The organism is Staphylococcus sp. GDY8P120P, assembly GCF_017892065.1.
In the GTDB taxonomy this organism is placed as follows: Bacteria; Bacillota; Bacilli; order Staphylococcales; family Staphylococcaceae; genus Staphylococcus; species Staphylococcus nepalensis.
The window spans coordinates 1-20219 of sequence record NZ_JAESKI010000029.1 but is presented as its reverse complement, the minus strand read 5'-3'; the positions used below and the strand labels follow the sequence as shown (position 1 = coordinate 20219).

Annotated in this window: 17 protein-coding genes and 1 riboswitch; of the genes, 13 read left to right on the top strand and 4 right to left on the bottom strand. The window is 34.1% G+C overall.

Features of this window, described 5'->3' with window-relative positions; translation table 11 throughout:
- Positions 1-433 precede the first annotated feature (433 nt).
- Entirely contained in the window at positions 434-1444 is a 1011-nt protein-coding gene (locus KA900_RS13620; protein WP_170006830.1) for an aldose epimerase family protein, read from the top strand.
- A 123-nt stretch (positions 1445-1567) separates the two neighbouring features.
- Here the strand turns inward: KA900_RS13620 and KA900_RS13615 are convergent, their stop codons facing one another.
- Entirely contained in the window at positions 1568-2236 is a 669-nt protein-coding gene (locus KA900_RS13615; RefSeq protein ID WP_107644414.1) for an MOSC domain-containing protein, read from the bottom strand.
- Between the two features lie 156 nt (positions 2237-2392).
- On the opposite strand from KA900_RS13615, the gene KA900_RS13610 reads away from it, so the two are divergent.
- Positions 2393-3094 (top strand): ribose 5-phosphate isomerase A, encoded by a 702-nt coding sequence (locus KA900_RS13610; protein ID WP_210139766.1) that lies wholly within the window; start codon positions 2393-2395, stop codon positions 3092-3094.
- A gap of 99 nt (positions 3095-3193) precedes the next feature.
- Here the strand turns inward: KA900_RS13610 and sdpC are convergent, their stop codons facing one another.
- A complete protein-coding gene (sdpC, locus tag KA900_RS13605) occupies positions 3194-4513 on the bottom strand; it encodes a peptidoglycan release complex CPBP-like subunit SdpC (RefSeq protein ID WP_103372775.1) in 1320 nt (439 codons plus the stop codon).
- Positions 4514-4767: 254 nt separating this feature from the next.
- Between sdpC and hutG the strand changes: the two genes are divergently transcribed.
- Positions 4768-5697, top strand: a complete 930-nt coding sequence (hutG, locus tag KA900_RS13600) for a formimidoylglutamase (RefSeq protein WP_096808592.1) — start codon at positions 4768-4770, stop codon at positions 5695-5697.
- On the opposite strand, the gene KA900_RS13595 is transcribed toward hutG, so the two are convergent.
- Positions 5687-6562: a LysR family transcriptional regulator gene (locus tag KA900_RS13595; RefSeq protein ID WP_103372776.1), complete on the bottom strand. Its 876-nt coding sequence runs from the start codon at positions 6560-6562 to the stop codon at positions 5687-5689. The genes hutG and KA900_RS13595 overlap by 11 nt on opposite strands.
- 145 nt (positions 6563-6707) lie before the next feature.
- Here KA900_RS13595 and KA900_RS13590 point away from each other — a divergent pair, with 145 nt between their 5' ends.
- The 9 genes from KA900_RS13590 (at position 6708) to KA900_RS13550 (ending at position 17491) form a co-directional block, all read left to right on the top strand.
- Entirely contained in the window at positions 6708-7982 is a 1275-nt protein-coding gene (locus KA900_RS13590) for a YjiH family protein (protein WP_103372777.1), read from the top strand.
- 47 nt (positions 7983-8029) lie between these two features.
- Complete coding sequence (hutU, locus tag KA900_RS13585; protein ID WP_103372778.1) at positions 8030-9694, top strand: urocanate hydratase; 1665 nt, start codon at positions 8030-8032, stop codon at positions 9692-9694.
- Positions 9691-10923: an imidazolonepropionase gene (gene hutI, locus KA900_RS13580; protein WP_096808596.1), complete on the top strand. Its 1233-nt coding sequence runs from the start codon at positions 9691-9693 to the stop codon at positions 10921-10923. Before hutU ends, hutI begins: the two co-directional genes overlap by 4 nt.
- 261 nt (positions 10924-11184) lie before the next feature.
- On the top strand, positions 11185-12306 hold the full coding sequence (locus tag KA900_RS13575; protein ID WP_210139765.1) for a SulP family inorganic anion transporter: 1122 nt from the start codon (positions 11185-11187) through the stop codon (positions 12304-12306).
- The gene (locus KA900_RS13570) at positions 12306-13430 is read left to right on the top strand and encodes an amidohydrolase (protein WP_096808598.1); all 1125 of its coding nucleotides are present in this window, start codon (positions 12306-12308) and stop codon (positions 13428-13430) included. Before KA900_RS13575 ends, KA900_RS13570 begins: the two co-directional genes overlap by 1 nt.
- Positions 13431-13508: 78 nt before the next feature.
- Positions 13509-14390, top strand: a complete 882-nt coding sequence (locus KA900_RS13565) for an SDR family oxidoreductase (RefSeq protein ID WP_107644417.1) — start codon at positions 13509-13511, stop codon at positions 14388-14390.
- Positions 14391-14499: 109 nt separating this feature from the next.
- Positions 14500-15111, top strand: coding sequence for a flavin reductase family protein (locus tag KA900_RS13560; RefSeq protein WP_103372780.1), 612 nt, complete (start codon positions 14500-14502; stop codon positions 15109-15111).
- An 86-nt stretch (positions 15112-15197) separates the two neighbouring features.
- Positions 15198-15298, top strand: a riboswitch (SAM riboswitch).
- A gap of 119 nt (positions 15299-15417) precedes the next feature.
- A complete protein-coding gene (locus KA900_RS13555) occupies positions 15418-16707 on the top strand; it encodes a Na+/H+ antiporter NhaC family protein (protein WP_096811198.1) in 1290 nt (429 codons plus the stop codon).
- 277 nt (positions 16708-16984) lie between these two features.
- The gene (locus KA900_RS13550) at positions 16985-17491 is read left to right on the top strand and encodes an SRPBCC family protein (RefSeq protein ID WP_115341991.1); all 507 of its coding nucleotides are present in this window, start codon (positions 16985-16987) and stop codon (positions 17489-17491) included.
- Positions 17492-17590: 99 nt separating this feature from the next.
- On the opposite strand, the gene KA900_RS13545 is transcribed toward KA900_RS13550, so the two are convergent.
- Complete coding sequence (locus KA900_RS13545; RefSeq protein ID WP_096808602.1) at positions 17591-18355, bottom strand: MurR/RpiR family transcriptional regulator; 765 nt, start codon at positions 18353-18355, stop codon at positions 17591-17593.
- A gap of 205 nt (positions 18356-18560) precedes the next feature.
- Here KA900_RS13545 and KA900_RS13540 point away from each other — a divergent pair, with 205 nt between their 5' ends.
- Positions 18561-20156 (top strand): alpha-glucoside-specific PTS transporter subunit IIBC, encoded by a 1596-nt coding sequence (locus KA900_RS13540; RefSeq protein WP_210139764.1) that lies wholly within the window; start codon positions 18561-18563, stop codon positions 20154-20156.
- The last annotated feature ends 63 nt before the right edge of the window (positions 20157-20219 follow it).

Below are 20219 nucleotides of genomic sequence, written 5' to 3'. Positions count from 1 at the left end.
TTATAAAAATTTAAAAAAACACTACAATTTCAAATAATATTTGATAGAATTAATGATTATGATAGATAATTATTTGCTTTAATTGTTACAATGTAGAAGTATAGAATAATTGAATAGGGCTTGTGTATACGGTTTTAAACAACTTTAAAAGTCAACAGAAAGTTTAATTTGGACAATGTTTGAGGGAATCATTGACAAGTGTTAAATATTTCTGTTGGTTTTGTAAGTATAGGTTAAATATTATTCTTTCACTTTAAATAGAAGAATCAATCTAGGATGGGCGCAAATAGTGATATTGAGCTGGCTGACTAAGATTAATAGATGTTCATTAGAGATACTTAGTGAGACGGCGTTTATATGAGTGATAATTTATTCAAGATAAAGCCAAATCTCAATTTGAATAATGTTTTGGCTTGAAAGGGAGTAATTGATGATGTTTGCAAAAGTAGAAAAACAAAGTAATGGTATTGACTTAATTAAAATAGACAATGAAGCAACTAAGATTGTTTTTACTAACTATGGCGCGCGTATTGTGTCTTGGAAATATGATGATAATAACATCGTATTAGGGAATGTGGTAGAGGCTGACGAATTCTATCGACAAAACCCTTTTTATTTTGGTGCTACCGTAGGCCGGTATGGAGGGCGTATTGCAGAGGCGAAATTTCAATTAGATGGAAAAACATACCACTTAGATGCAAATGACGGTAAAAATAACATACATGGTGGATTAAAAGGTATTGATAAATGTTATTTTGATTATGAAATCCTTGAACAAGTAGGCCAAGTGAAGATTGTTTTCACTACAACGATTAAGCAGACAGATGATTATTTTCCTGGAGATATCGATTTAGAAGTGATTCATACTTATAATGTTGACCATAAATGGACGATTGAATATAAGGCTGTGGCTAGTGAGAAAACAATATTTAATCCTATGAATCATGTATATTTTAATTTGAATAGAGATAACAATGTTATCGATAATCATAGCATTTCGAGTTCAAAATTAAATATGTATTTATTAGATGATAATCAGTTTGTAGCTAAACAAGATCCTATTAGTCTTGATAGTGTATTCAATACAAACCAAATACAATTCAAAGATATATTTAATAGTGTGCATCCAGATATTAAAGCGCAAATGCAACAATACGGTGGTATAGATCATCCATTTGAAATCGGTAAACAAGGTATGAAAGTTGAAAATAAACATTTTCAATTAATATTAGAAACAGATATGCCAAATGTAGTTATCTTCACTTTTAACGATACAAGTGAGTGGGACAGTGACTTTAATATTTATAAAGCGCATTCTGGTTTTACGCTTGAAACGCAAACTATCCCGAACGATATTAATCTATTTGGTGAAAACGCGCCTTCGATTTTAGAAGCCAATCAACCATTTTATTCAAAAACTTCATACAAAATTTCTGAAAAATAAACATTTAATACAGAAATATAATCCAACAATGAACACTGAAATCTTTGTGATTTGATTGGCATCAAATATGGATAAAATTAAGGAACGAGGCAGAAATCATTTTATGAAAATATGTTTTTTGCCTCACTCCTTTTTTTGTTTTTGAGCACGTTTTAAAAATTTTTCTAATTTTTGACGTCTTTCTTTTGTTAAATAAGGATTTTTTAAAGCATATGTTAAGCGATCGGCATTTTTATTGTCATTGTAATAAATATCATTCAGTTCAAAAACGGACAACAGGGAAGCTTCATTACCATATTTTATAAGTTCAAGATGAGAGGATTCATCTACAAACCCTTCTTTAAGAACCCTGAAGTAACATCCCGTCTTACAAGAACTAGACATACGTTGAATCAGATTTGGAATTTTATATTTTTCCTGTATTTTCCAACAAGGTTCTCTAATTTCTGATACTTCAATGATGGCATTGCCTAATTGGAATTGGTCACCAAAATGAATGTTCTTTTCGTCTAAGTCTTCGACAGTTAAATTTTCACCAAACATAGCGTAATCAGGTAATGCTGTTACATCATCTTTCCATAAATCATAATTTTTTTTACTGTATAGGCAAACCGCTTTATGTGGCCCGCCATGCCCTTTATATTCTTGTTCATCTTCAGAAAAACCTGTTTTTGATAACCACATTTTACCAGCAAATGGCTTTTTGTTTAGTGCTGAACGCATAGGTCTTCTAGAACTATAAGACAAGTCTTCTATTTTTCCTGTAGTAATTGCTTTTAAAGCATAAATCATGACAATCCCCCTTGATGATTAGTTATAATTATTGTAAAACACTTATTTGAATATGCAAGAATATATATATTTAAATTTGTACTTGTTTTTTTAACTATTTATTTTTTTCAATCTCATGTACAATATAGGTAAAAGAACGTTATGTAAAGGGGACGCATTATGGATACGAAACAGTTGAAAATTAGTACATTTAATGACGCGTTAAACCAAATCGAAGATGGTTTGGTTGTCGGAATTGGCTCTGGTTCAACGATAGAGTTGCTTGTCCCAAAACTAGCTGAGAAAATGAACCATGAACAGATTGAGATTACGGGTGTGTGCACCTCTAATAAAACAGCATATATCGCTAAAGAATTAGGTGTTCGAGTGGTTGACGTTAATGACGTGAGCAAAATAGACATCGCAATAGACGGCGCAGACGAAGTAGATAACCATTTGAATTTAATCAAAGGCGGTGGCGGTGCACTATTTAGAGAAAAAGTGATTGACGCTATGGCTGAAACATTTATTGTTTTAATAGACGAATCTAAATGTGTTGATTATTTGGGTCAAACATTTAAATTGCCTGTCGAAGTGGATAAATTTAATTGGTTATTAGTTTCTAAAAAAATCGCAGCATATGACAATCTAAAAGTGAAACGTCGGATGGTCGATGACGTGCCGTTTATTACTGATAACGGCAATTATATTCTTGACGTAGCGTTACATTCAGGGATTGATCCTTATGAAATGCATGAATTTTTAATTCACTTGGTAGGCGTTTTAGAAACAGGATATTTTATTGATGTAACGGATCAAGTTATTATAGGAACTCAAAATGGCGTTAGAATTTTAAATAAATCAAACGACGTATTATAAAATATAACAAAAGCAGGTTATCTAACTGAAATATTTGGATAGTGATGTAAATACAACATTTTATCTTAAATCATAGTTAGAGTAACCTGCTTTTTTTAGTTAGCGACGGTGGTCATTTTTATGTTTGAAAGGTGACCGTGATGGTTTTTTATCATTATATTGTGTATTTTGATGCGTTGCGTAGCTATCACCCATATTGTCTGTTGTTGGTTCTGATGCTTCCTCAGGATGTGCTTTCTCAGTAGAGTTTTCAACAGCACTATTTGCGTGAGTTTCAATATCATCTTGACTTTGTTGATGATTTTGATTTGTTGATTTAGGTGTATGCTGACTTATAATATTGTTGCGACTAGCATCGTGATTTGTTTCTTGTTGATTATCATATGTGTTGTTCGTAACGGTTTGTTCAGACGCACTTTCTGACTCAGTATCCTTTAAATCTGTTTTATCAGTGGATGTTGCGTCGGTATTAACACTGTTATTTTTAGTTGCGGTCTCATCATCTGATGTGATTTGATTTTCACTAGATACATGCTCAATTGTTTCATCATCTTTATTGAACTGTTGGTTCTCATTTTCTGAATACTCATTTACATGATCTAGGTAATTATTAGTATCAACTTCGTCTAAATTTCGTTTTGTAAAGAAATAAAGGATAGTACGAATAATGATACTTAATAAAATATAGACGATCGCAACTGCTGAAGTAGATAATGCAATAACTTTCATTGCGAATACACTACCTAATTCTTCATTAAATAAGAAAACAAGACCGAATGACATTGCAGCATGGAATATAGTTGCAATATATATCGTACGACCTTTAGTAGCGCGGATTAATTCTCCAATAATCATAGAGAAAGCGAATGTATATAACAAGCCGTATAATGTGTACTCAAAACTAAAAGCGACATTAATATTCCAAATCGAATACATGATACCTACGATAATTGAGGCAAAGAATGTATTCATCTTTGTTTCTACAATGTTTTGTAAATAAGAACGGAAACCAAATTCTATTAAGAACGCCATAACAAGTTGTCCTATGATAATCGACGTTATGGATACAGATAAATCTTCTGTCTGTAATAAAACGAAACTATCAGCAAAAACATTAAAACTTACCATTGCTAGGAGAAATATTGCTAGTGGTAAAATAAGCGCTAAAATAAATCGCTCAATCACTTTTAAATTTATAGTAAGCTTCAAGCCTCCTAGTTGCGTTTTACGTTTGCTAAAAACGATGATACAAACAAGCGCAGCGATAAATGGCGCTGTAGAACTTAAATCAAACACAAATGTTTTTAGTGATATTGTACCTTGTAAATCTTTTAGTATAATAGGAGCTGCATAAGCGATAATAAAGAAAATAAAAATCATTATGGCCCATTGAAAACCTGATATACGTTGTTTATTCATTATGTAACCTCCATTAGGGTTCAGAAAATCATTTATCACCAATTATACATACTTATCTTTCAGAAATAAATTAAATTTAGATATTTATCATTGAAATGTAATAGTAATGCTAAAACAAACATCTAAATGAAATATTAAAAGCTATTTTCAAAATTAATATCGTTATTTTTGGGTAAATAAAAGGATAAATTGAATTGAGATAAATGTAAGCGTATACTTTTAAGTGTGGATATAGTTTTAAAAGGAGGAGAACTATGTATAAGTTAGCACAACCTGAACTATGGACAGGAAGAGTGGACAGTGAAACAGATGAATCTCAGTTTAGATACTTTCAAACAGTGAACTTTCGTAATATCAATGACCATTTCAATGAATCTCGTCAAGGGATAGGTTTATTAGGTTATGCAGTTGATAAAGGTGTTGAATTGAACAAAGGAAGGTTAGGCGCAAAAGAAGGTCCTGATGCGATAAAAAAAATTTTGGCCAATTTACCCGACTTGAGAAAGAGCAATGTCTACGATTATGGTAATGTTGAGCACGATCATGATACTTTAGAAGAAACCCAAAAAGAATTTGCACAATATGTGGCAACTTCAATTCAGAGACACAAGCAAACTTTCCTATTAGGAGGTGGGCACGATATTGCTTATGCGCAATACCTAGGTGTAAGGGAGGCGCACTCAGAAGCATCTTTAGGTGTTATTAATATTGATGCTCATTTTGATACAAGGTTAGAGCCACAGTCAACTTCTGGTACAAGTTTCAGACAAATTTTAGAACAGGATCAAAAGGCAGATTATTTGGTTTTAGGTATTCAACAAAGTGGTAACACACAAGGATTATTTGATTATGCAGAAGAAAAAGACATCGGCTTTGTGTATGCCGACGAATTACTGCATCAAATTTCTCCTCCTATAAAAGACAAAGTGGAACGTTTTATACATGATCATGATGTCATCATGTTTACAATATGTATGGATGTCATAGATAGCGCATTTGCACCTGGTGTCAGCGCAAATGGTGTCTTAGGGTTATTTCCACATATCGTGCTTGAGTTAGCCAAACGTATTATACCAAATGAAAAAGTTTCAACAATTAGTATTGCTGAAACAAATCCTAAATATGATGTCGATAACCGCACTGCCAAACTATCAGCTAATTTTTTACATCATTTTATTCTTTAATATTCCAGTAATAAATGCATAAGTCTATAAAAGAAAGCACACGTTCAGGGTGCTTTCTTTTTTTTAAGTAATTAATGTAAATAGAGCGACTAAGGGTAGGTTTGATTTCTATGGCGTCTAAGTCTCTAGCATTGAAAGATTGATAATAGACACGAGGGATAATTGCATAACCTAAACCTCGATGTACAAAATTAGTTGAAGCTTCAAACCGGTCAGCCTCTATGATGATATTAGGATGAATATTTAAGCGATTAAAATAATCATCAAGATGTTTACGTACTTGGGAACCTTTTGTTGGTAAGATAAGGGGTAAAGACTTAATCGAAACTTTGTTGCGATTAGGGAATGTATCTTTAGGCGTGATTAATACATAAGATTCTTCGTATAAAGGAATAGAATGGATATCATCATGCACAATTTGTTCATTTGTTAGTCCGAGATGATTTTCAAAATTTAATAATCGCTCTAATATGGTACTCTGATCGTGTACTTCTGAAGCAAGGTACGTTTGATCTTGGTACTGTTTTTGATGCATTGCAACCACTTGTGAAACCCATTGATTTGAAGATTCTAGAATTGATAATTTTATTTTAGGTGCATGACCCATATTTAAGTCATACATTTTTTCAAGCGTTTGGTGATAATTTTGTACAAGTTGGACAGCATAATTATAGAAATGAATACCTTTTTCTGTGATTTTTATATCTTTTGTAGTTCTTAAAAATAAATCATAACCTAAATCAGCTTCAATTTTTTTAATTGTATTTGTTAGAGATGGCTGACTGATATGTAAGAAATCAGCGGCCTTTGTAAAACTATTATATTTTACGACGGCGATAAAATATTCCAATTGAATTATTTTCAAAATAACATCACTCCCCTAGATATATGCTTATTTATAGCTTTAAGCTATTAATAATTAGTTTATTGATATTGGTAGTCTATATAATAACATATTATACTTTTAAATATAGAGGGAGTCGTACTTTCATGTGAAGGGCGTGAAGTACATGTGGAGATTTTTTATTTATAGCTTGATTGGCGTTATTTTTTTCTTTGTTCCAATATCGATTTATGGACAATCTACCATAATGATTGATCATATTGTGCAGTGGATAACACTATTGGTTAAACCAGTACTTCCATATTATGTATTGGTTTTAATCATCATTGGCGCAATTCATCCGTTTATCAATCAACGTTGGAATGAATCGAAAACAAGTATGATATTTAGTTTTTTTAAAGTTATAGGAATATTTATTGCTTTCATGGTTGTATTCAATGTCGGACCAGCATTTGTATTAAAAGATAATATTGGCCCGTTTTTATACGAGAAGTTGGCAATACCATTAAGTGTATTAATTCCTATAGGAGCAATATTTTTATCATTTTTAGTAGGTTTTGGTTTGTTAGAATTTATCGGCGTAATTTGTCGCCCAATTATGAGACCTATATTTAAGACACCTGGTAAATCAGCGGTCGACGCGGTCGCTTCGTTTGTTGGTAGTTATTCTATTGGTTTACTCATTACAAACAAAGTCTACAAAAGTGGTGGCTACACGCATAAGGAAGCAGTCGTCGTAGCGACAGGTTTTTCAACAGTATCAGCTACATTTATGATTATCGTAGCTAACACATTAGGCATCATTCAGCATTGGAATTTATATTTTTGGTTTACATTAGTAGTGACATTTATTGTTACTGCCATTACTGTACAACTCCCGCCTATAAGATTTGAAAAAAAGACAACGTACGAAAACCAATCTTATAAAAAAGAAATTCGTAGAGATATGCCATTGTTAAAAGAATCTTGGTTAGAAGCAAAATTAGCTGTAAAACAATCTAAGACACTAATAGAAAATGTTATTGAGAATTTACGTGATGGGGTCATAATGACGATAGCTATTTTACCATCTATTATGTCTATTGGTTTTTTAGGATTAATTATTACAGAATATACCCCTGTTATCGAGTATATTTCATACATCTTTTATCCTTTTATAAGTATATTTCCAGTAGAGAACATTTCAGTATTGGCTCAAGCTTCTACGATTTCGATAGTTGAGATGTTATTACCTGCTGCCATTGCACAATCTGCAGATTTAGCTACAAGGTTTACAGTTGCAGTGATGAGTGTTTCAGCAATCATCTTTTTCTCCAGTGTTGTGCCCGTGATTCTATCTACTGAAATTAAAATTTCGGTATGGAAACTCGTACTTATTTGGTTCGAAAGAGTCGTGTTTACACTGTTAATTACGATTCCGTTTGCATTGTGGATTTTTTAAATATTAAAACAAAGGTTGAATTATAGTAGACGAAGGAGTGATTTTTCATGAGAAAAATTAAAGCAAAAAAAGGTTTAGAGATTGAATGTAAAGGTTGGGAACAAGAGGCTGTATTACGCATGTTATATAACAATTTAGATCCAGAAGTTGCAGAAAAACCTGAAGATCTAGTGGTATATGGTGGCATTGGCAAAGCGGCACGTAACTGGAAAGCATTCGAAGCGATTGAAGAAACATTACGTTCATTAGAAGCGGATGAAACAATGTTAGTACAATCTGGTAAACCGGTAGCTGTATTTAAGACACATGAAGAAGCGCCACGCGTACTACTTTCCAATTCTGTGCTTGTGCCTGAATGGGCTAATTGGGATCATTTTAATGAATTAGATAAAAAAGGATTAATGATGTATGGTCAAATGACTGCAGGTAGTTGGATTTACATAGGTTCGCAAGGTATCGTACAGGGCACGTATGAAACCTTTGGTGAACTAGCAAACCAACACTACAGTGGTAAATTAAATGGCACAATAACGTTAACAGCTGGTCTCGGAGGCATGGGTGGCGCCCAACCATTGGCAGTTACAATGAATGGCGGTGTTGTTATCGGTGTCGATGTAGATGAAACACGTATTGATAAACGTATTGATACTCGGTACTGCGATGTAAAAACTAAAAATTTAGACGAGGCATTAAATTTAGCTGAAGATGCTCGTAAACAAGGCAAGCCTTTATCCATTGGATTAGTTGGCAATGCAGTAGAGGTGCATCAAGCCATTTTAGACAGAGGATTTAAGATAGATATTATTACAGACCAAACAAGCGCACATGATCCTTTAAATGGTTACATCCCTCAAGGTTATACGTTAGAAGAAGCTAGTGCATTAAGAAATAAAAATCCGAAAGAATATGTGAAAGCATCACAAGCATCTATGCATAAACATGTAGCACTGATGCTTGAATTCCAAAAACGGGGTGCAGTGGCATTTGACTATGGTAATAATATTAGACAAGTTGCCTTTAATAATGGTTTAGAAAATGCTTTTGATTTTCCAGGTTTTGTGCCTGCTTATATTAGACCTTTATTCTGTGAAGGTAAAGGGCCATTTAGATTTGCAGCGTTAAGTGGCGATCCTAAAGATATTGAACGTGCCGATGAAGAAATGCGAAGATTATTCCCAGAAAATGAAAAACTCATCCGTTGGTTAAATTTGGCGCAAGAAAAAATTGCATTCCAAGGACTACCATCTCGTATTGCGTGGTTAGGTTATGGTGAACGTGCAAAAATGGGATTAGCATTAAATCGACTTGTACGTGAAGGTGAAATTTCTGCGCCGATTGTTATTGGCCGTGACCATTTGGACTCCGGTTCAGTAGCAAGTCCAAATCGTGAAACAGAAGGTATGCAAGACGGTTCAGATGCTGTTGGCGATTGGGCTATATTAAACGCATTAATTAATACTGCAGCAGGTGGTTCTTGGATATCCTTCCATCATGGTGGCGGCGTAGGCATGGGCTATTCATTACACGCTGGTATGGTTGTTGTCGCTGATGGTTCAGAACGCGCGGACAAACGTTTAGGTCGTGTATTAACTACAGATCCGGGTATGGGAGTAGTAAGGCATGCAGATGCTGGTTATGAATCAGCTATTGAAGTAGCTAAAGAAAAAGGGATTCACATTCCAATGATTACGGGTAAAGGAGATATAAAATGAACGACTTAATCATTCAAAATATTAAACAATTAATTTTGCCGAAATCTACAGAAAGACCTTTAAAAGGTAAAGAATTAAACGACTTGAAAATCATTGAAAATGGCACAGTGGTGATTAAAGATGGCAAAGTCATTTACTCAGGCGAACATACTGAAGCATATCAAGCGACTGACACAATTGACGCCACTGGAAAAGTGGTTTCACCTGCACTAGTAGAAGCGCACACACATCTTGTACATGGTGGTTCTAGGGAACATGAAATGTCACTGAAGCGTCAAGGGGTTTCTTATTTAGAGATTCTTGAACAAGGCGGCGGCATACTTTCTACCGTAGAAGCAACACGCAAAGCAACGGAAGATGAACTTTTTGAAAAAGCTGAAAAAAATTTACTAACTATGATACAACATGGCGTCTTAGCTGTAGAAAGTAAAAGTGGTTATGGTTTAGATAAAGAAAATGAATTGAAACAATTACGTGTGTCCAATCGATTAGCAGAAAAATATAATTTAGATATGAAACATACATTTCTTGGCCCCCATGCGGTGCCAAAAGACGCTAAATCTAACCAAGCCTTTTTACAAGAAATGATAGATTTATTACCAGAAGTTAAAGCATATGCAGATTTTGCAGATATATTTTGCGAAACCGGAGTGTTTACTGTAGAAGAGTCTAAAACTTACATGGAAGCAGCTAAAAAACAAGGTTTTGATGTTAAAATACATGCTGATGAAATCGACCCTTTAGGTGGTTTAGAACTTGCAATTGAAGAAAATGCGATTTCCGCAGATCATTTAGTTGCTTCTAGCGCGGAAGGTAAAGCGAAACTTAAAAATAGCGATACGGTGGCAGTGTTACTACCAGGGACAACTTTTTATTTAGGTAAGGAAACATATGCCGATGCAAGAGGTATGTTAGATAACAATGGTGCCATTGCTATAGCTACAGACTTTAATCCAGGCAGTTGTGTGACAAATAATTTACAGTTGGTCATGTCAATTGCAGCGTTAAAATTAAAATTATCTCCAAATGAAATTTGGAATGCAGTGACAGTGAATGCAGCTAAAGCTATTGATGTTGAGGCAGGTACAATAAACAAAGGTGATAAAGCAAATATTGTTATTTGGGATGCCCCTAATCATGAATATATTCCTTACCATTATGGTATCAATCATGCCGAAAAAGTAATCAAGGATGGGGAAATACTTTTTGATAATCAAATTAAAATTTAAAAAATAAAAGCGAGTTAATGATGCAGAGCGAGAAGATAAAATCAAATGAAGCAGTTTGATTTTTCTCTCGCTTTTTTCTATTAAATTTATTTAAGTTTTGTGTGCTTATTTTGACTATTTGCAACAAATGATTCTGAGAAATTAAATTGAAAAAATATTTTGACAATTATGATATTATAGTCATTAAAGGGGTTGGGGGTGACTTGAGTCGTGACTAAAATTGGATATATTGACCAATGGAAAGGTAATATCATTCAAAATATGCTGACAGGCATTTTACTTGGACTGGCGTTGCTTCCTGGCGCAATCGCATTTTCTTTTACAGCAGGCGTAAATCCTACTATTGGGATGTTGAGTACTGGGTTAATGATGCTTGTGATCAGTATTACTGGTAATAGAACATTAATGGTTTCAGCTCCAAGTAGCGGTGTTTCTTTAGTAGTGGCGCCTTTAGCAGCAAGTCATGGTATGCAAGCAGTTATTTTAGCAACATTATTTATGGGAATGATTCAAATGATATGTGGTATGTGTCATATTAATAAGTTGCTAAATTTTATACCCACGGGTGTGACTATAGGATTTATGAATGCCTTAGGTATATTAATATTTACTTCACAATTAGAGCATATTTTAGGTATTTCATTAGCAACCTATATAGTTGCGCTGATCTCTTTTATGATGATTTGGTTGGGTAACCAATATATTAGGCTGATACCTGCCCCTTTAATAGCCATTATTGTTTTAACCGTATTTGCTTGGCTACTAAACCCCAATATCGAATATGTATATGATTTAACGCCAATACATAGTAAGATACCAATGCCGGAGATTCCACATGAAATATTCGACATGAGTTTTATTTTAATAAGCATGCTATACGGTTTAATGATGGCTGTTGTAGCTATCGTCCAAAATACATTAACTGCACGTATTATGGACGGAGTTACAGATACGCCTAGTGATAAAAATAAAGAAACCATAGGCCAAGGTATCGCCAATTTTATAGTTGGTTTGTTTGGCGGTTATGGAGGTAGTGCACTTGTCGGACAATCTCGATTTAATGTAACCATGGGCGCAAATTCTAGGATGTCTACTTTGATTACCGGTAGCTTTTTATTGGTAAGTTTATTTGTTTTCGGCGAAATTATTGGACATATCCCCATGGCAGTATTAGCTACGGTACTGATTACAATTTCATTAAATACTTTTGATCGACGCACGCTACCTTTTATAAAAAAAGCACCGCTAGTACATGGCTTGATGGTGTTGTTAACGATGGTATTTATTTTAATTTCAAATAATTTAGCCATAGGTGTTGTCATTGTAACACTACTGTATTATTTATATAACCGATTTAAAAACAAGAAAGGACGTGACGCATAATGCCACAATATGAAGATTACGTAAAATGGAGACGCACATTTCATCAGTTCCCAGAACTGTCAGATAATGAGTACGAAACGACTAAGAGATTGAAACGTATTTTAGAATCTTATGAAATAAAAATATTAGATCTACCTTTGGAAACAGGCTTAATCGCTGAAGTTGGCCAAGGAGATACATTTGTAGCAGTGAGGTCCGATATAGATGCTTTACCAATTAATGAAGAAGTTATGCATGAGTTCACCTCCACGAATGAAGGTATTATGCATGCTTGTGGTCATGACATTCATATGGCGAGTATTTTAGCTGTAGCAACAAGATTAAAAGAGATAGAAGATCAATTAAAAGGACGCGTTCGTTTTATCTTCCAACCTGCTGAAGAATTAGGACATGGCGCTGTGAAATTAGCAGAAACGGGGGCGCTTGATGGTGTGAAAGCAGTACTTGGCTACCATAATTATCCGACTTTAAACATTGGAGACTTTGCGGTGAAACCTGGTGCAGTGACATCATCTGTCGATCGTTTCGAATTTAAGATTAAAGGTAAAGGCGCACATGCTGCCAAACCTGAACAAGGAAATGATCCAATCATTGTTTTAGGACAGTTAATCAATAGCGTTCAAACAATTGTGAGTAGGAACTTATCCGCGTTTGATAATGCAGTTGTTACAATTGGCGAAGTTTCTTGTGGTAATACGTGGAATGTGATTGCAGATCAAGCTTATGTACAAGGAACAGTGCGTAGTTTTGATGAGCAAGTGCGTTCATTTATTGAACAGCGTTTAAGCGCTATTGGTAAAGGGCTGTCTGAAGTATTTGGCGTTGAAATTGAGACCACATACTTCCGATTACCAGGTGCTGTGATGAATGACGAAAAGTTAACTGATGACGCAGTGAATGTTGCAAAACAGGTTGGTTATAACGTGAATCTGATGGAACAACCATTAACAATTGGCGAAGATTTCTCAGGTTTTTCAAGTCAATATCCAAGTGTGTTTGTGTTTATTGGCTCAAATAGTGCGTATGACTTACATCATCCAAAATATGATCCAGATGAACGTATTTTAGAAAAAGTACCTGATTATTTTGTGACCTTTGTTCAAAAATTATTGAATGAGTCTTAGATTTAAAAATATGTGTTAAATACTGTTAAACTTGGGTAAAGCATATTTATAATCATTATCTTTTAAGGAGTGTTATAAATGGCAGCGCAAGATCCTAGAACGAAATACTCAAATGCAGATTTTCCTCAACAAGAGCAACCGATTCCTGGTTTACAAAAAGAATTGAATCCAAAACCAGATTGTGGCGAAACATCTTATACTGGTCACGGCAGATTGAAAAATTACAAGATGTTAGTGACAGGTGGAGATTCAGCTATTGGAAGAGCAGCAGCTATTGCTTATGCTAAAGAAGGCGCTGATGTTGCGATTAATTATCTTCCAGCTGAACAAGTGGATGCTGAAGAAGTGCAACAAGTTATAGAAGAAGCGGGTAGAAAAGCTGTCTTGATTCCTGGAGATATTCGTAATGAGCAATTTAATTATGACTTAGTTGAGCAAGCATATGCACAGCTAGGCGGCTTAGATAATGTTACACTCGTAGCAGGTCATCAGCAGTACAGAGATAGTATCAAAGCATTTGATACAGCTTCCTTTACTGATACGTTTGAGACGAATGTTTACCCTATATTTTGGACTGTCCAAAAGGCGATAGATTACCTTGAGCCAGGGGCAACTATTACGACAACGTCATCAGTTCAAGGTTATAACCCAAGTCCAATTTTACATGATTACGCGGCTTCAAAAGCAGCAATTATTTCATTGACTAAAAGTTTATCAGAAGAGCTTGGTGCAAAAGGCATACGTGTCAATTGTGTAGCGCCAGGGCCATTTTGGTCACCGCTTCAAATTTCGGGTGGACAACCACAATCAAAAATCCCAACATTTGGACAAAAAGAAGTGTTAGGCAGAGCGGGGCAACCCGTAGAATTATCAGGCGTCTACGTCCATTTAGCTGCTGAAGAATCAAGTTATACAACAGGCCAAGTTTATGGTGTTACAGGCGGCACCCAATTAGATTAATTCAATGACAAGATGGCTATTTCAAAGTGTAGAAAGTTTTAAAATACTTACTCGAGCTATACACTTTTGTTATAGCCGTTTTTTATTTATGAAAGGTAAGGCGAATTTTATGAAACATTTAAAAACAAGTGATTTGTCAAAAAAACAAAATTATAAATTATTGAGTGGGAGTATTATACCTAGACCTATTGCTTTTGTTACTTCACAAGATCGAGACGGTAACTTAAATGCAGCGCCGTTTAGTTTCTTTAATGTGGTAAGTAGCGCCCCGCCAATGGTGATGATTTCAACAGGTCGTTTCGGTGGTAAACGAAAAGATACCTCACTGAATATCGAAGAAATGGGAAGCTTTGTTGTACATATAACGGATGAGACAACAGTAGAACAAGTCAATCGTACAGCAGCACCAATCAATCGACAAGACAATGAATTAGAAAGAACAGAATTATCACTTGTTGAATCGGAACTTATACCTATCCCTGGTATTGAACAATCTAAGATCCGTATGGAATGTAAGCTTGAAAGGCTGATTCCGTTAGGAGATACAGAAGAAGGTTCAGATTTAATTATTGGTGAAGTAGTGATGTTTCATATTGATGAAGATGTCTATTTTGAAGATAGTAAAATAGATAGTGAAGCACTAAACGCAGTCTGTCGCTTAGCAGGTAATGATTATGCTTCTATAGGAGACACATTCACAATCGTTAGACCAACTGAATAATGACTAATAAACATATTATTTTAATGTTGAAAGTATACAATTGACGAAGTATTATTAATAGTGTACTGTAATACAATGAATAAAATAACTTATCAAGAGAAGTGGAGGGACTGGCCCTTTGAAACTTCGGCAACATGATGACGCGTGTGCCAATTCCAGTAGCCTAATATGTGCTAGAAGATAAGATGAAGATGTAATGACTTACTCTTTTCTTCTATAAGAAAAGAGTTTTTTTATTGTAGGTATATATTAAAGAATAATATGAGATTTATTATCATAGTAATTACTAAAGAAAGTTGGTTTTGTATGACGGAGACAAAAAAAGGGAACGCATGGGCGCTTGTACCTTTAATTATATTTGTTGGGATATTTTTAGGTGTAGGACTTATTACAGGTGACTTTTCAATTATGCCTTTAAATGTAGCTATAGTAGTAGCTTCAATTATCGGTTTATTAATGAATAGAAAAGAAACTTTTCAAAAAAAGGTAGATGTATTTACCAAAGGCGCAGGACACTCAAACATTATTTTAATGATGTTAATATTCTTGCTTGCAGGTGCATTTTCTCAGACGACAGAAGATATGGGTGGTGTTACGTCTACTGTTAATTTAGGTCTGTCGTTTATTCCTGAAAATTTAATTATAGTAGGTTTATTTATTATATGTATGTTTGTTTCTTTATCGATGGGCACTTCTGTTGGTACTGTGGCAGCAATTGCACCGGTTGGTTTTGGTTTGAGTCAAGCGACAGATGTATCTGCTGCATTAACTATGGCTACAGTAGTCGGTGGTGCGATGTTCGGCGATAATTTATCTATGATTTCTGATACAACCATTGCTGCTGTTCGTACTCAAAAGACGAAAATGAGCGACAAATTTAAAGTGAATATCAAAATTGTATTACCTGGTGCTATATTTACAATGATTGTGCTTTGGTTTTTAACACATAGTGCCCAAATAGACGCTACTAAAGCATATGATTATAACTTTATTAAAGTGATTCCATACATTTTAGTATTAATATTAGCACTTGCAGGAATTAACGTTATTATTGTGTTGATTGGCGGCACGGTCTTGTCTGCAATTATAGGGCTTGTTGATGGTTCTTTCAGTTGGTCAGGATTACTTAGCTCTGTATCTAAAGGGATTATTGGCATGGAAGATATCGCTATTATCGCATTACTCATTGGTGGCCTCGTAGCCTTGATTCAACATAATGGTGGCATAACGTGGCTATTAAATTTTGTGCGTAATAGAGTAAAATCTAAACGTGGTGCAGAATTAGGTATTGCAGGATTAGTAAGTGCTGCTGATATTTCAACTGCAAATAACACTATTTCTATATTAATGGCGGGGCCATTAGCTAAGAATATAGCAGATGAATATGATATTGATTCTAGAAAGTCTGCAAGTATTTTAGATATATTTGCAAGTTGTTTTCAAGGGTTATTACCATATAGCCCACAAGTTATAGCTGCAGCCGGTGTTGCATCCATTTCACCAATCGCTTTGGCACCGTATGCCATTTATCCTATCATTTTAGGTGTTTGTGGATTGATTGCTATTTTCTTCAGAATACCAAAATTAAATAAATAATAATATGGGGGGCGTCAGGTTTAAATTTAAGCAGAGACTGATGGCTCTCCCTTTTTCTTATATAAGCATATGAGTTGTGAGATAATATACTAAGAAACGCATATACGAAACATAAAAAGCGTGAAAATTTTGACGTTTACTGACTATTAACGATAAAATATATAAGTTGTCAGTTTTATAGTGAAAATAAAGTATAGTGAGATTTCTTGGTATTATTGTTTAGAAGTCTAGTATAATAAGTTAGAATAGTATGAAGAGTGAAAGTAGGTGAACAATCGTGGGTAGATATAATGTAGAAAATGAGTATGTGGAGATTCAGTTGGAACGACTTTTTAAAGTTGAACCTGAATTAGTATATCAAGCGTGGACAGATCAACGTTTTCTAAAGCAATGGTTTATGACAACAGAACGAACTAATAAATCTATAGACGTTAATGCTGAACAAAATGGTAGTTATGAAATTGTTGATGTTCGTAAAGGTAAAGAAAATGTAGTAAGAGGTTCCTATGTTACATTAAATACTAATGCATATATTGTTATGACAATTGGCATGCCTGAGTTGAGTGACTCTGAAGATACAATTGAAATTGAGATATTTGAAAGAGAACCAGGTATTACACAAATGATATTTAGTTATACTGCTTATATACCTAGAGAACGCAGATTAACATCTTTAGAGTACAAACAAAAGAAAAAGGAATACCATGATTCCACTGCGCATGGTTTTGAAATGCTATTTGATAAGCTCCAAACTACTTTAGAAGAACATGAAGAAGAAGCTTAAGTATGTAGCCATTACAATTTAATTAATAAAAACGTATAAATAAAAAGACTTGCAGGCATTTTGAGGGAACGGCTGTAAGTCTTTTTTTATAATTTAATTTTAAGTATTAAGGTGTTTCTTCTCTTTACGTTCGTTAAATTTACGTAAAAGTGTCTCGAAAAAGATATGGTAACTAATAAAACTAGAATAGTCGATTCCATCTGTTAAGTAAAACGTATTACTAGATACATAAATATTATAATTTGCTTTTTGGGCTAACGTGTTATCTTTTAGTGTTGTTATAGAAATAAAATATTTTTGGCGTAGTTGTAGTAAATTGGTTATATCAGTTAATTGTATCGATTCTCCGGATAACGAAATAATAAAGAACAAATCGCTATCTGAAGCTTTATTTAAAACCATTTTAAATTCATGTACATCATGTAATACAATAATATTTTTATGTATCGTTAATAAAATCCTTTGTGCTTCTTTCGCTACATTCATCTGGGCTAAACCCGTCCCATATAAATATATTGTTTCTGCTTCGTATATTTTATCAGTAACAAGATTATAGTCGACGCGTTCTAAATAAGTGAATGTATTTTCTATTTCTTGTTTGAAAGCATCCATCGAATCAGAGGACAATTGATGTACTTGTTCTGTTTCGAATTTCAAGTAAGATTTAAAGTCACTGTATCCATCAAACCCTAACTTGCGAGTGAAACGATGGATACTTGCGTTTGACGCATGGGTGAAGGTAGCTAGCTCTTGAATTTTCATTGATTTGCACTCTGGTATATGCGTATTGATAAAATGAGCGATTTGTAAGTCATTTTCATTTAATTTACTAAAGTTATTATTAATACGTTCATCTAAAAGCAAAATAGTCACCTCAGGCTTTCTGAAAAAATTTTCAGGTCGTGAAAATATAATCTTATTGTACAAAATGGTTCGTAATAGCGTCAAACCATTGTTTTAATGTAAGCGTTTACTTTAATATAAGATATAAATTGATGCTAACGATTTTAGAACAATCTGTAATATTGATTAGTTACGCATAAAAGAGTTAAAAAAGGAGGGTTTCTTCATGAACGCAATAAAGAGATTCGGGAGCGCCATGATTGTACCTGTTTTAATGTTCGCATTCTTTGGTATTGTGCTTGGATTAGCAACATTGTTTAAAAATCCTTCTATTATGGGGAATATAGCAGAAGATGGAACAACATGGTTCAAAATATGGTCTGTCATTGAATCTGGTGGTTGGACAATATTTAATCATATGGAAGTAGTGTTTGTGGTGGGATTACCTTTATCTTTAGCTAAAAAAGCACCAGGGCATGCTGCATTAGCAGCTTTAATGGGCTATTTAATGTTTAATACATTTATCAACGCCATACTTACACAATGGCCGCATACTTTCGGAGCTAATTTAGAAAAGGGTGTAGAAAATGTAACAGGATTAAAAGCCATTGCAGGAATAGAAACCTTAGATACAAATATCTTAGGTGGTATTATTATTTCTAGTATTGTGACATGGATACATAATAGATTTTATAGTAGAAAATTGCCTGAAATGTTAGGTGTGTTTCAAGGCTTAACGTTTGTAGTAACAATTTCATTTTTTGTAATGTTACCTGTAGCTTTAATTACTTGTATCGTTTGGCCGACAGTTCAAAGCGGCATCTCTTCTCTACAAGGATTTATTATTGGGTCTGGCTATATAGGTGTTTGGTTGTATCATTTCCTTGAAAGAGTGTTGATACCCACTGGTTTACATCATTTTATTTATGCTCCGATTGAAGTGGGGCCAGTAGTTGTAAACCATGGTTTAAAAGCAGAATGGTTTGAACATGTGAATGCATTTGCTAAAAGCAAAACACCTTTAAAAGAATTATTCCCATATGGATTTATGTTACAAGGTAATGGGAAAGTCTTTGGTTCAGTAGGTATCGCTTTAGCAATGTATGCAACTACGCCGAAAGAAAACAGAAAGAAAATCGCAGCATTACTTGTTCCAGCAACATTAACTGCTACCGTTGTAGGTATTACTGAACCACTAGAATTTACATTTTTATTTATTGCACCGTATTTATTTGTATTACATGCGTTATTATCAGCCACAATGGATACATTAATGTATGGGTTTGGTTTAGTAGGAAATTTTGGTGGCGGATTATTAGATTTCTTTGCAACGAACTGGATACCTTTAGCGCAAAACTATTGGTTAACTTATGTGATTCAAGTTGCTATCGGGCTAGGATTTACTGCAATTTATTTCCTCTTGTTTAGATTTTTAATATTAAAATTTGATATTCCACTTCCAGGACGTAAAAAGGAAGAAAAGGATATGAAATTATATAGTAAAAATGATTATAGAAGTAAAAAAGGAGATACAAATGATGTTAAAAATAAAGAGACAGGCAATGAGTTCGAAGGGAAAGCTATCTATTATCTAGAAGGATTGGGTGGTAAAGAAAACATTAAAGATGTTACAAATTGTACAACGCGGCTGAGATTAACGGTAAAAGACGTAGAGAAAGTTGAAGATAGTGAATACTTTACTTATAAGCAAATGGCACACGGCTTAGTAAAAAGCGGTAAAAATGTGCAAGTTGTTGTAGGTATGTCTGTACCACAAATTAGAGAAGCATTTGAAAAGTTGGTGTTTGAGGAAAATCAATGAATAAAAAAAAGAGGTAGGATAAAAAACTGTTTTTTAGAGATTTTGAACTGACCCCAATTTGTG